The 12,430-nt window shown below is 70.0% G+C and carries 17 protein-coding genes and 2 tRNA genes; all 19 read left to right on the forward strand.

Going from position 1 to position 12,430, the window contains the following annotated elements:
• Positions 1-777 precede the first annotated feature (777 nt).
• The 19 genes from OG828_RS00005 (at position 778) to OG828_RS00095 (ending at position 12,416) form a co-directional block, all read left to right on the forward strand.
• Positions 778-1,149 (forward strand): hypothetical protein, encoded by a 372-nt coding sequence (locus OG828_RS00005; RefSeq protein WP_328499592.1) that lies wholly within the window; start codon positions 778-780, stop codon positions 1,147-1,149.
• Between the two features lie 65 nt (positions 1,150-1,214).
• Positions 1,215-1,778 carry a hypothetical protein gene (locus tag OG828_RS00010; protein WP_328499593.1) on the forward strand — a complete coding sequence of 188 codons (564 nt, stop codon included), beginning with the start codon at positions 1,215-1,217 and terminating at the stop codon, positions 1,776-1,778.
• Between the two features lie 117 nt (positions 1,779-1,895).
• A complete protein-coding gene (locus tag OG828_RS00015) occupies positions 1,896-3,071 on the forward strand; it encodes a DUF932 domain-containing protein (protein ID WP_328499594.1) in 1,176 nt (391 codons plus the stop codon).
• Positions 3,072-3,319: 248 nt separating this feature from the next.
• Positions 3,320-3,808: a hypothetical protein gene (locus tag OG828_RS00020; protein ID WP_328349043.1), complete on the forward strand. Its 489-nt coding sequence runs from the start codon at positions 3,320-3,322 to the stop codon at positions 3,806-3,808.
• Complete coding sequence (locus OG828_RS00025) at positions 3,801-4,280, forward strand: hypothetical protein (protein WP_328499595.1); 480 nt, start codon at positions 3,801-3,803, stop codon at positions 4,278-4,280. The genes OG828_RS00020 and OG828_RS00025 overlap by 8 nt, the downstream gene beginning before the upstream one ends.
• A complete protein-coding gene (locus tag OG828_RS00030) occupies positions 4,277-4,474 on the forward strand; it encodes a hypothetical protein (protein ID WP_328499596.1) in 198 nt (65 codons plus the stop codon). The genes OG828_RS00025 and OG828_RS00030 overlap by 4 nt, the downstream gene beginning before the upstream one ends.
• Before the next feature lie 169 nt (positions 4,475-4,643).
• Positions 4,644-5,456 (forward strand): hypothetical protein, encoded by an 813-nt coding sequence (locus OG828_RS00035; RefSeq protein ID WP_328499597.1) that lies wholly within the window; start codon positions 4,644-4,646, stop codon positions 5,454-5,456.
• Positions 5,457-5,589: 133 nt separating this feature from the next.
• The gene (locus OG828_RS00040; RefSeq protein WP_328349049.1) at positions 5,590-5,832 is read left to right on the forward strand and encodes a hypothetical protein; all 243 of its coding nucleotides are present in this window, start codon (positions 5,590-5,592) and stop codon (positions 5,830-5,832) included.
• A 70-nt stretch (positions 5,833-5,902) separates the two neighbouring features.
• Positions 5,903-6,262 carry a hypothetical protein gene (locus OG828_RS00045; protein WP_328499598.1) on the forward strand — a complete coding sequence of 120 codons (360 nt, stop codon included), beginning with the start codon at positions 5,903-5,905 and terminating at the stop codon, positions 6,260-6,262.
• Between the two features lie 52 nt (positions 6,263-6,314).
• Positions 6,315-7,025 carry a hypothetical protein gene (locus tag OG828_RS00050; protein ID WP_328499599.1) on the forward strand — a complete coding sequence of 237 codons (711 nt, stop codon included), beginning with the start codon at positions 6,315-6,317 and terminating at the stop codon, positions 7,023-7,025.
• 206 nt (positions 7,026-7,231) lie between these two features.
• Positions 7,232-7,837: a hypothetical protein gene (locus tag OG828_RS00055; protein WP_328499600.1), complete on the forward strand. Its 606-nt coding sequence runs from the start codon at positions 7,232-7,234 to the stop codon at positions 7,835-7,837.
• 182 nt (positions 7,838-8,019) lie between these two features.
• Positions 8,020-8,093: transfer RNA gene (locus tag OG828_RS00060), tRNA-Ile, on the forward strand.
• Between the two features lie 32 nt (positions 8,094-8,125).
• Positions 8,126-8,557, forward strand: coding sequence for a hypothetical protein (locus OG828_RS00065; protein ID WP_328499601.1), 432 nt, complete (start codon positions 8,126-8,128; stop codon positions 8,555-8,557).
• A gap of 36 nt (positions 8,558-8,593) precedes the next feature.
• A tRNA-OTHER gene (locus tag OG828_RS00070) sits at positions 8,594-8,662 on the forward strand.
• A gap of 466 nt (positions 8,663-9,128) precedes the next feature.
• A complete protein-coding gene (locus OG828_RS00075) occupies positions 9,129-9,986 on the forward strand; it encodes a hypothetical protein (protein WP_328504766.1) in 858 nt (285 codons plus the stop codon).
• Between the two features lie 162 nt (positions 9,987-10,148).
• Entirely contained in the window at positions 10,149-10,847 is a 699-nt protein-coding gene (locus OG828_RS00080; RefSeq protein WP_328499602.1) for a hypothetical protein, read from the forward strand.
• Positions 10,848-11,013: 166 nt separating this feature from the next.
• Positions 11,014-11,358, forward strand: a complete 345-nt coding sequence (locus OG828_RS00085; RefSeq protein WP_328499603.1) for a hypothetical protein — start codon at positions 11,014-11,016, stop codon at positions 11,356-11,358.
• Between the two features lie 61 nt (positions 11,359-11,419).
• A complete protein-coding gene (locus OG828_RS00090) occupies positions 11,420-11,659 on the forward strand; it encodes a hypothetical protein (RefSeq protein ID WP_328499604.1) in 240 nt (79 codons plus the stop codon).
• 58 nt (positions 11,660-11,717) lie between these two features.
• Positions 11,718-12,416 (forward strand): hypothetical protein, encoded by a 699-nt coding sequence (locus OG828_RS00095; protein WP_328499605.1) that lies wholly within the window; start codon positions 11,718-11,720, stop codon positions 12,414-12,416.
• The last annotated feature ends 14 nt before the right edge of the window (positions 12,417-12,430 follow it).

The raw sequence follows: 12,430 nt of genomic DNA on the forward strand, positions 1-12,430 counted from the left end.
CCTCCGGCAGCCGAATACTCGCTTCGCTCGTTTCGCGCGTCCCCGCGCGAATTGCCCCGCCTCCGGCGGGTGTTATGGAAATTGGCCTCCGGCCATTTTCCATAACGGCGTGCCTCCGGCACGGAAAAGAGCGGGAAAGGGGTTTGTGCCTCCGGCACAAATCGAGGGTGTCTATTTTGTTTTATGGGTGGAGTGTTGGGGTTTTAGTTGACGGTTGGTCATATACCTTCGAATGAGCGGGCTTAGGGGAATCTCCGATTCCCTTAAAGATAAGGCATTTGATTTGTATTCCGTGAGGAAAAGTAAATCACGGAATACCAGGGAAAGGCAACAGAGCCCCTCCGGGGCCCAATTGCCCGTGTGCGGATGGAGGGTTGGGGCTGCCTCCGGCAGCACCCCGCCCACTCCCCCACCCCGCGCGACGGCCACAGGCCGACGCGCCGCACAAGACACCAGCCGCGCCCGATCCCCGAAGCCGCCGCGCCGACCACGCCCGCCCCCACCCCCCTTCTCTTCTCATTCGGGCAGGGAGCAGCGGCAGCAGAGGGGATGTCAGCAGACGCACCACGCCTGATTGTTGGGATGACCAGGGGTGACGCGGAGACCCCCAGGAGGCCGCGCAACACCCAGCGCAACCTCTACCGCAACACCATGGCGCAACATCCAGCGCAACCCGCAGCGCAACAGGGTTCCATCCGAGCGAAAGAGACACTATTATTTGAAGTCCTGGGGGAGGCGACCCCCGGGAACCGCAAGGGACCAACGAAGGGGAAAGACGTGGAACTGACGATCACTGACGGGATCGTGCGCGGGGTGCGAGGCGCAGACGCGCCCATGACTGGGCTTGCAGTGCAGGCCCGCACGATCGCTAACTTCCTGCCCCTGCTGTGCTCGCGAGCAGGAGTGACGATCGTGCACAACTGCGACCGGAATTACACCGGAATTCGGTTCGAGACCAAGGCCGCCGGTCCGGTCGTGCTGGAAATGCCGACGGGTGAGGAGCCGTACCGCCTGGTTCAGGAATTCATCGACCCGGACGAGTCGGGGCGCATGGAAGTTGAGTTGCGGCGATTCCCGCAGATCTACAAGCCCCACGGAATCGCGCACATCACGGCCGAATTCCTCCGGTCGAACGGATTCCTGAAGTAATCCGCACGGGGGCGCCCGGTTGGGGCGCCCCCTTCCACCCGGCATCAAGGAAAGAGGAAGGGACCATGGAGAACACGCGGATTGCAGAGCAGGCCCGGGAAGCCGGAGCCCCGCTCACGGACGCCGAGAAGGAGCAGGCCCGTTACGCGCTGCGGGAGATGGCGCGCAGCGAGAGGGACCCGGACGCTCTGAGGGTGTCTCCCGAACAGCTGGACGTGGTCGGGTCGTTCTTCGAGTTGGGTTGGGCGATGGGTGTGCGCACCGGCCACACCGGCCCCGCCATGGCCGATGTGCCGGTCGACCGGGCGACGGTTGACCGCGCGTTCATGGAGCTGCTGCTGTCTGAGCGGGTGGCGAATCAGCTTGCGCTCTCAGTAGCTCAGATCCTTGACCCACAGGACGCCGGACCGGTCCTGTGGCAGAAGGTCAGGTATCACGGGAGCCTGACACGGCGTCACGGCCTCTACTGGGTACAGGCGATCAAGGCGCAGGCCGGACCGGTGGGAGCGGCTCACACCGTCCGCTACGACCTGTGCAAGGTGATCGGCGCCATGCCGGTGCCCGCTGTCACGAACGTACGACGGCAGAGCCTGACGCCGCTTCCCGAGTTCCGCGCGCCGATGGTCTAAGTGTGCAGGTCAGGGGTGGGTTCACTCACCCCTAAAACACACTATTATTGCAGTTGTTCGGGGGGCGGTGGCCCCGCCCTCCGACCCGCAGAGACCAACAGCGAAAGGGAACACCGCATGACTCAGCAGTTCGCCGAGCGCGCTACGAACGTCGCCCCCACAAGCGCCCGTAACGCCGACCTGTCCGACCTGGTCAGCATCCTGGAGGACGGACAGCGCCGGAAGCTGGACGTCATCGCCCCCGCGTCCGCGCTGCGGATGCGCGAGGGAAACGTGCACGTCGAAGGCGTTGAGGCCCAACTCAGCGCGCGCGGCGTGACGGCCGTAGACGGCATCTACCGGCCCACCGCCGTTGCCGACGAGGGGATCTCTGACAAGCTCCGCATCCCGCTGGCGTACCTGCGCCGCATGCGCGCGGAAAACGTCCCGCTGCTGGACGAGAACGTCAACGCGTGGCTTCGTGAGGGGCCGGAGCGCCGTTTCATGCTCCGCGCGTTCCGGGGCGAGAACGGCCCCGGCATGCCCGGTGAGGGCGTGGCCCGCGCGCTGCTGTCCGACAGCTACAAGCTGATGGACAACCTTGACATGCTGCTGGCCGCCCTGGACGGGGTGCAGAAGTCCGGCCACCCCACCCGGATCACGGGGTGCGACCTCACCGACCGCCGCATGTACGTGCGCGTCGAGTCCGAAGCGGTCGCGATCCAGGCCCGCAACCTGCTGCGCGGCTACCGCTCCCCGTTCGACGGCCGCAGCGGTGACGAACTCCCGATGATCTCGGCGGGGTTCGTCATCACCAACAGCGAAGTCGGAGCGGGGGCGTACACCATCACCCCGCGTGCGGTCATCCAGGTCTGCCGCAACGGTCTGACCCAGACCAAGGACGTCATGCGCGCTGTGCACCTCGGAGGCAAGCAGGACGAGGGCGTTGTGTCCTGGTCCGGCCAGACCCAGCGCAAGACGCTGGAGCTGATCACATCCAAGACCACCGACGCCGTGCGCACGTTCCTGTCACAGGAGTACGTCGAGGCCAAGGTGTACGAGATGGAGGCCGCCGCCGGTAAGACGCTGGACGAGCCGACGAAGACGATCGAGCACGTCACCAAGTCGCTCAGCATCGGCAACGAGGCCAAGGACATGATCCTTGCCCACTTCGTCCGGGGCGGGCAGATGACGGCCGGGGGTGTGATGCAGGCCGTCACGTCGACCGCGCAGACGCTCGCCGACGCCGACCAGGCCGCCGCCCTGGAAGCACTCGCGGTACCCGCCCTCGCGGCCGCCGCCGCGCACGGCTGACAGACCCCCGTGCGGGCCGGGCAACTCCCCCAGCCCGGCCCGCACGGGCCCGACCGACCCAGAGCCCGGAGCAGCGCCCCAGCCCCGCAGGGAGCGCCGAGCGCTCCCGCCCCGGCCCCTGCCGCGTAGCGGCAGCACGATGCGTCGGCGCAGCCGCCCGCGCGCCCAGGACACCCGTTGTGCCCAGGGGCGCAGTGCGGCCGGCCTCCGGCGCCCACCGCCCACCGCCCGCCATGCAAGGAGTCCTCATGCCTGCACGCCCGGAGCTCACCCACCCCGGAGACGACGCCATCGCAGCCGCCATGAGTCGCACCCTCACCGCCCTTTCCGCCGTGTTCCAGGCACTCGGAGACGGTGAGCACACACTCAACCTCGTGGCCGAGCGGACCGACCACGCATTCGTCACGGGCCGAACCGATCTCTCCATCGGCATGGAGCCGCTCCGCCTGGCCGTCCTGGACGAAGAAGAGTTCTGCGCCCTGCGCATGCTGCTGGTGTTCGCGCTGGAGGGCAGCACGATGCGCAGCGCCGTCCTGATCGCCACCACGGCCGCCGACCCCAACCCCCGTGCGTGCGGCTGGTCCATACGGGACGGGTGGCTTCACCCCATGGACACGGCCGCGCTCCAGGAGGCCGTCATTCCGTGCCCCGACGTCGCCGCTGTCAAGCGCGAGGTCTACCCCGCCCCCGTTCTCCTCCAGCTCCCCGACTCCGACTTGGAGGACCCGCATGCCTGAGCCGGAGGTTCCGCGGCCCGACGACGACGCCCCGGCGTCCGGGGCCGCCATGGGCCGCGCCCTGCACGCACTGACCGCGTTACTCCCGGCCCTGGGCGAGGGGAGCCACGAACTCAACATCACGGCCGACCGTACGGACGGCACGGAAGCGAGCGCCGACCTGTACGTCTCCGTCGAGCCGGGATCATTGCGCGTGGATCACTCCGATGAGGAGTTCGTGCAGTTCTTCATGCTGCTGACGTTCGCCCTGGACAACAGCGTCCGTGACGCCGTCCTCGTCGCTACGACCGCCGACGCTGGCCTACGCGCGTGCGGCTGGGACGTACGGGCCGGATGGCTGCACCCCATGGACACCCACGAGTTCCACGTAGCAGTCACTTCCTGCTCCGCAGACGACCCCGCGCCGCCCGTGCTGGTCTGCCATGCCCCCGTACTGCGCCACCCCCACCGATCCACCGGGGAGCGCTCATGAGCGACAAGCCCGCTGCCACGCCGGACGGCTACTGCACCAACACCGAGCCGGTTTCCGGCACGACCGAGCAAGTCAACGGCCTCGCACTCGGCGGGAAGTTCGTCAAGATGCACGGCCGCCGCTACGCGGACTGTCCGTGTGGCCGCCTGACCGACCGGGGCAACCTCCGCCGACACAAGCAGCCGCAGGAATAGCCCCACAGACGCCGTCCACGCTCCTCCCCGGTACGGGGGCGTGGACGGCCCGCCCCGGCCAGCGCGCCACTGGCCGACTGCCGCCCCGACGCTCGCCCCCTCCCCTTCGCCGAGCGCGGGGCGGCAGGCCCCCCGGCCCACCCCGTCGAGCCCCGAGGAGTCGCAGCCCATGACCAGCCTGAGCCTGACCATCGACACGCCCGCCGGCCCCGTGCGCGCCACCGCCGGCCCCCGCGACGCCGACGCCGTCGTGTTCGAGCTGGGCGGAGCGATGCGCGGCAGCGTGCACGTCACCGGCACCACCGACCCCCACCACTGGGACCAGTTCACCGCCGTACGCGCCTGTCTCGGCCCCGTGAACGCCTTCAAGACCACCGCCCCCGACGAGGACCTCCCGCGACTCGCCAACGGCCGCACCGGCTACCACGGCAGCCTTACCCTCTACCGCGACAGCCTCGACCGCCCCGAGGTCTCGGTATACCCGCTGTTCTCCGCCGCAGATCACCCACCGTCGCAGAAGACGGCCGCGGTACTCACCGCCGTCTTGCGCGGGTGCGCCGAGCACGTCGAGCAGCGCGCCGACCTGCCCGCGATTCTGGAGGCCTCCCGGCAGCGCGATACTCCCGGCCTGCTGCGCTTCCTCACCTGGTCCGCCTCCTACCACCAGGCCGAAGCCGTCCGCCTGGAGCGCGAAGCCCGTGCCGCGCTCCCCGCACGGAAAGCCGCCGAAGCCGCCTGGCGGACCGCCGCACAGTGGCTCGCTCTCTCCCCGCACCCGGTCCTGCTGCTGGTGCTGGCCGACCGTCCCGACTCACTGACCCAGAAGGTCAGGGGATTGCAGTGGTGGGCCCCCTACTGCGTCGACGCAGCCGCTGAAGAGCGCGAGCGCGCCCACCGCACCCAGGAGGAAGCCGACTCTCTGCGCGCCCAGCAGCGCAGGCGCCCGCGCGGCCACCGCCCGTACCTGGTCGGCACTCCCTGACACCCGAAAAGAAGCGCAGGTCAGGGGTGGGTTCACGTCACCCCAAAAGACACTATTATTAGTAGTGCGAGAGGGGGCGACCCGGATCGCCCCGCCCCCTCTCGCACCCGGAAGCCGAGCCGAAGGAGCCACCGTGCCTGAGGAGTTCACGTTCACCGCCAACACCGGCTCGTACGGCTACCGCGTCCTCGACCGCCGAGAGCGCGCCACCTGCTACGGGGTCGCCTGGTACCACGCGGACTGCCGGGCATGGGTGGCCGAGTATCCCGGCAACCGCCCCGGCAGCGGCGGCGGCATCCCCGGCTTCGCCAGCCGCACGTGGGCCGCGCGCTTCCTCTACCGCTACCGCAAGCCCGAGCCGTCCGGGCGCCCCTGACCCACCGCCCCGCACCCCAGACCGACACCGCCAGCCCGACGAGGGAGATGTTCTGACCATGCGTTGGCTGATGAGCCTTGGTGAGCGCACCCGCCCCGACGCACCGACCTACGCCGAGGCCCCCGCCCCCGACCAGGCGCGCGCCCTGGCCCTGGTCGACGACTTCGCCCACCTCTTCACCGTCCTGAAGGAGTGGCGCCAGGAATACGGCGAGGAACTGACCGCCTGGGCCGTACAGGTGGAGGCCGACGACGTCGAGAACCTCCCCGCGGAACTCATCGAGCAGTGGGAATGGGAGGGCGCCCCGGTCCGCCTCGACACCGAGCGGGGCGGCTACGTGAAGGTGTCCGACTACCGCGACGTTCCTGTGCGCCCGGGCGTCAGCGCCCGCACCACCACCGGGCTCCCCCTGTGGACCGCCGCCCCCTGACCCGTCCGGCAGGCCGCCCGCGCTGCTCACCACCCCCTTGGAAGGAGAAACCGTGTCCGCCGGACGCCACTTCGGCCTGGTCATCAGCCGCATGCCCCGCCTGACGTACGCGGCAACGGTCCTCGCCTCTGCGGACTGCCGGTTCGTGTGCTCGACCTGCTACACGGACTGCTGGGCCATCTACCGGCTTCACGGCGAGACGGTGTGGATGTGCTCGGGGTGCACCGACCTGAAGGACAACGGCCTGACGCCTGGCCCCCGCAGCTTCCACACTCAGCCGCCCCGTCCACTCCGGGTGGGTGAGCAGCTGCGCAGCCCGGAGGGCGTGTGGGAGGTCACCAGCTTCCGGCGGGTCTGGACCTGGGGAGGGCGCCGCCTCCAGCAGCAGGCCTGCGTGTATGTCGTCACCCGTGAAGACGGTCACAAGGAAGAGTGGCGGGGCCACGACATGGCCGACTTCCACCTGATCCCGGCCGAGTTCGAGCACATCACCCGGTCGCGCTGCAACGAGCTGGGCAGCGTGCTCACGGCCGCCGGCCTTTCCTGGGCCGACAACGGACACCGGGCCACCCCACGGCGTCTGACCTACACCGTCACCGGCCCCCGCGGCCGCCAGTGGTCCATCCGGCCCGTCCCCGGAATCGACTTCGACCCGTGGCAGCCCTCGAATCTGTGGCGCGCCGTCCGCGCCACCCCGCCCTACCAGAGCCCCGTCATGTCCGCCCGAGCCCTGGCCGACCACATCCGGGAGAGCCCCGCGTGAGCGGCCAGCTGCACCCGTGGCGCCCGGAGGACTTCGACGACCAGTCCGAGACCTGCGGCGCACCCCCAGGCCAGCTGTGCCGCCCAGGGTGCGACACCGGATATACCGCCGAGGACCCCGCCGGGAGGCCGAGCTCCGCGACCAGGGCGCGAGGAACCACGCGCCCGGCACCACCTCCAGCCAGCCGAAGGAGTGAACAGACTGCCATGACACGCGAGTTGACTACGCAGGAGCAGGTGGACGCTTTCGCCGCCGAAGTGGCGCGGGAGCTGGGTACGCACTGCCGGACGGCCAAACTCACGGGCTACGTACGCGGCATGGGACGGCTCATCATCGACGGCGAGGGCCGCGCCCTGCGCCTGTGCCAGCCCGACGACCGCCGCCCCGATCGCCTGAAGATCCACGCCACGGACGAGACCAAGATGATCGCGCCGTCGATCGGAGTCACAGCCAGCAGCGCCCGCCACGTGGCACGCGAGATCACCCGGCGGCTGTATCCCTTGCACGCCGAGGCCGCGCAGCAGGCCGCCGAACTCGCCGCACGGCAGGAGGCGGAGGAGAGCAGCCGACGCGCCGTCACCGAAGCCGTGGCCGCCGCACTCCCCGGGGCCCGGGTCGACGAGCAGTACAGGCGCACCCGGATCATCTGGCAGCACGACACCAGGCCGCCCGACGAGCGCGGCCCCGTCCAGGTCGACAGCGTCACCGTGGTCGTCGGCCCCTCTGGTGAGGGGGCGCAGGCCGAAGTGTCCGGGCGCCCCAGCTCCGTGATTTCCATGCTGACCGCGTTCACCCAGGCGGTCCGGGAGTAAGAAGCGCAGGTCAGGGGTGGGTTCCCCTTAAACCAATTGACACTATTATTAGAAGTCGAGAGCGGTTGCCGCCCCATCGGGTCCCGTCCAGCCTCCGCAGACCCTCCCAGCCCGGCCCCCAGAACGAGGCCGCGCCCCGCCCGACCGGGCCGAAGGGCGCGGCCCTCACAACCGCACACCGAGGTGCTGTAGCTCAGTTGGTAGAGCGCGGATCTTATAAGTCTTGAGGTCGTGGGTTCGAGTCCCGCCAGCACTACTCCAACGCCGTTCCACATGACTGGAGTTGTGATGACCGACACCGAGGTCACCAAGAAACCCGAGACGCCCGCCAACGTGGCGTCTGCCGTCCTGGACGCCATCGAGGCGCAGCCCAATGTCTTCAGCATGGACCACTGGGCATATCTGCCCGAGGCCCTCCGGCTGGCCCCCGAAGAGGCTCCGGCGTGCGGTTCCCAACTGTGCGCGGCCGGATGGACGGCGCGCCTCACCGGCTGGACGCTCGTGTCCCTGCCCGACGAGGAACAGACGGAGGTCACCGGCACGGACGACGACGGTGACGAGTACGAGACGCTGGCCAGCGTCTACGCGGAGCGAGGCGAGGAGCGCCGCCTGATCTGCGACGTTGCCGCCAAGGCGCTCGGCCTGAAGCCCAACGAGACGTTCTGGTACGTCGACGCGCCCACCGCCTTGAAGCGGCTGCGCGAGATCGCCGGACGCTGACCCACCATCACCCGGCCACCGCACCGGCGGCCCCAAGCCTGCGTAGCTCAGCGGTAGAGCGGCTCCACTTGTGGGTGGTCAGGGGTTCAAATCCCCTCGCAGGCACGCACCTACCTGACCGCCCCTGGAGGCCGCGATGGCCGACACCGTCAGCATCCCGTCCGAAGTCGCCGAGGCGTTCACCGACGCCTGGTGCAACAGCGTCATCACGTCCGACGTCGCCGCCAGCCTCGGATGCACCGAAGCCGACACCCTCGCCGACGTGCTCCGTGCCCTCGGTGCCGAGCAGGCCGCCGACGAATGGATCGACGCCCACGCCGAGGACGACGAGCCGGGCGACCACCACTTTCAGGGGACCGTGCCCGCAGGCGCCTCGCTCGCGGCCGACGGGATGCACTGGAGCCCCGCCCCTGCCGACACCCAGGACGAATCCCTTCAGTCCGCCCACGAGAAAGGCGTGCACGTGACCCACACACCTCAGCCCTCCCAGTGCAGCCGGGACGAGCCCCACGCTGCTCGATCGTGCGCGGGAGACAGGACACACACCGACCGCCAGACCACGCGCCGCGTTCTGCGGCGCGAAGTCGCCGGCACGATCGGCCTGCTCACCGACGAACACGACTTCCGTGCCATGCGGCATTACCGCACCTTCGCCTTCGCCGACTTCGCGACCTACCTGGAAGCGGTCGAAGACCTTCTCAGGAGCCGCGCGTCCCAGGGCGCCCACACCACGGTCGCTCACTTCGACCCGCAGGAGTACGCCGACTTCTGCGCCGACACCGGTCTCGACCCCGACAGCCCGTCCAGCCGCGCCCGCTTCACCGCCGAACTCGCCACCATGGGCCCGGCCCTCCCGTACGACGGCCAGCCTTTGGCCGACCTGATCCCGGCCCTGGCCGACGAAGCCGTCCGCCAGGCCACTTGGGAGTACGCCTCCATGCTTCTGGCCCGTCTCGGCGCCTGCACCTGCTGCGGCGAGGACATCGGTCGAACGGCCTTCGCCCGGTCCTCTAGCCTGCTGGCCCGCATCCTCGACACGGCCCGACCGGGCCACCGACACCTCGTCTGCAGCGTCTCGGCGGCACCCGAAACCCTGGTCGCCGTCCTTCACGCGGACACGGACCCGGACGGCGCGAGCCAGCTCGACGAGGCCGAGGCCCTCGAATTCACCACGGTCCTCGCCCTCGGTCTGGCGACCGGGAGCCCCGGCGGGCTCGTCGTGCGGACCACCGCCCCGAGCGCCCCGGACCAGGTCTACGGCTGGCGACTGCGCACAGGAGACTTGCAACCCCTCACCGCGGGCGAGGTCTTCGACGCCTACTGCACCGACGCCGAATCCGGCGGCCTGGTCTCCCCGGAATCCGACGTCGACTACTGCGTGCCGCCGGACCTCGGGCCGGACGCCACGCCGCCGACCCACCGGCACTGAGAGGCCCAGGCACACCGTAAACGAGCAAGTCAGAGGGGGGTTCACGCCAACTCAACTCACACTATTATGGAGGGTGAGCCCGGGTCGTCGCCGCGCCGGTATCCCACCCGCCAGGGTGACGGCCCGCCCTCTTCCCCCGTTTCCAGTTCTCAGGAGCTTGCCGTGCAAGGGAACCCGATGCCGGTCATCGACTGGTACAGCAACAAGGCCTACCAGTGCCCGCGTTGCCGCCACGACACGGTCGCGAGCCCCTCCCGCTGGGAGGTGTACACCTGCTGCAACTGCGCCACCCGCTTCGCCCGCTTCCCCCGTCTGCAACGCCTCCTGCGCCACGTCGGCGTCACCTGCGAGTTCTGCACGGAGCGCCACCCTGTACTCGTCGACGGCGAGCCCTTCGGGTTCCTGCGCTGCCGCCACAACGGCGTCGGGATGTACACGGAGCATCAGTTCGAGGCGTGGCTGTACGACACGGACGAGTTCGCCGACCACCGCGACCGTGTGCTCTACCGCAGCACCCGCGCGAGCCGCGCCGAGGCCATGGCCGACCTCGCCCACTGGCGCAGTATGTTCGGCCCCATCGAGGACGACCTCAGCCCCGTCCTCGCCGTCGTCGCCGACGAGCAGTGCAACAAGTACGGACCGGACGTGACCGGGGAGCAGCGCGACGCGTTCCGCGACGGCACGCTGGAGGTCTACGGCGTCGGCGCCCTGCGCGCCTTCACCCCGCCGCACCCCCGGCGCGGGCAGTTCTACGCCGACACCGCCACCTTCACCTGGGGCCTGATCGCCCCGTCCGGCCTGGAAGGCATCTACACCAGCGCGGCACCGAAGTCGCTGGCCGCGCACGCACCGCAGCTCTGACCTACCGCGCGCGGACGCGCACGCCTCCCCATTTGCGCAGGTCAGGGGTGGGTTCACACCCTCCCCGCTTACACTATTATTAGTAGTGAGCCCGGGGTGCCGTCACCTCCCCCACTTCCTTCACCAGGCGACGGCACCCTCCCCACTTCCAGCCCCAGGAGTTGCCATGCTTCGAACGCTGCGCCGCGCCCTGCGACCGGCACGTCTGCGCATGCCCGCCCGCCGGTTCGCCGCCGGGATCGCGGAACTGCCGCCCACCGCGCGCGAAGCACTCGGCACCGACGTCACGGCCGGGGAAGCCATCGCCTACAACCGCGTCCGTGTCGCCACCGCGACCGCCGTCGCCCTCTACCGCAGCGGATACACGCTGCCGATGACCGACGACGAGCTGGACGACGCGGTGCTCGCCCTGGACTTCCCCTACTCGGTCCCGAGCGCGGAGACCCGCGCGTCCATCCGTGCCGCGCTCGCCGTCCTGGACGCCGACTACACCGTCACCGTCACCCGCTGACCAGCTGCCCGCCCCGGCCGTGGGCCGCCCCGACCAGGGCGGCCCACACGGAAGGAGCCCGGTGTTCCTCGTCGTACCCGACCCCGCTCACGGACTCGTCGCCGCCCCGCAGTCCTCTGACGACCTCACACCCGCCACCGAACAGTCCCTCGCCGACCAGGGGTTCACCTGGAACAGCGAGATCGAGGCGTACACCCGCCAGACCGGCCACAACCCCGCGGCCGTGGACGACACCGCCGGCATGCTGCGCGAGCTCGGCCACTACGTCTTCTCCTCCCACAAGCCGCTGCCCAGGAGCTGACCGCCGCCCCGGCCGGCCCCCGTCCCGCAACCCTCCCTTGTGCAGATGGAGTTCCGCCATGTCCCGACGCCGCACCCAGCCGCAGCGGCCCGTCCGGTATGCCGCCGCAGAGCACGAGGGACGCCACCAGGTCGTTGACCAGCTCCACGGGTACGCGCTCAGCAGCCACGCTACCCGCGCGGCCGCCGAGGAGGCGGTGCACGAGCTGACCACCAACCCGACGGCCGCGATCGAAGCCGTCGAGGAGCTCGACGCCGCCCAGACGGGCCCGGCCGCCCGCGAGCGCCGGATCCTGCGCCGGTACGGGTACGCCTGGAGCCTGCGCCAGGACGAAATGCTGTCCCTGCGCGGGGAGTTCAGCCATGACCGACTGGAGACGCTGATCTCCGGCGGCCATCTGGCCATGGTGTTCAGCCCGGCCGGTCTGCCGTACTACACCACTCCCGAGCGGTACGCCCAGCTGTCGCCCCGCTGGATACGGGACGGTGACGAGTCGTTCCCGGCCGCCGACGCCGCCCGCCTCGAACGCCCCCGCCCCGCCCTGGAGTTGCTGCCCGCGCGCAAGCGCTACGAGCCGTGCGAGGCGCACGGGATCAGGCTGTGGCGGTGCCTGATCTGCGGGCCGCGCGAGCGCTTCGAGTGCCAGTGGGGCGAGTGCACCGCCAACCGCGTCACGGCCTACTGCGAGCGCTGCGTGCGCATGGACCCCCGGCGCACCTTCCCGCTGCCGCCCCGCCGAGAGCACGACTGGCCGTAAAGCGGCAGGTCAGG

This window comes from Streptomyces sp. NBC_00457 (assembly GCF_036014015.1).
Taxonomy (GTDB): Bacteria; Actinomycetota; Actinomycetes; order Streptomycetales; family Streptomycetaceae; genus Streptomyces.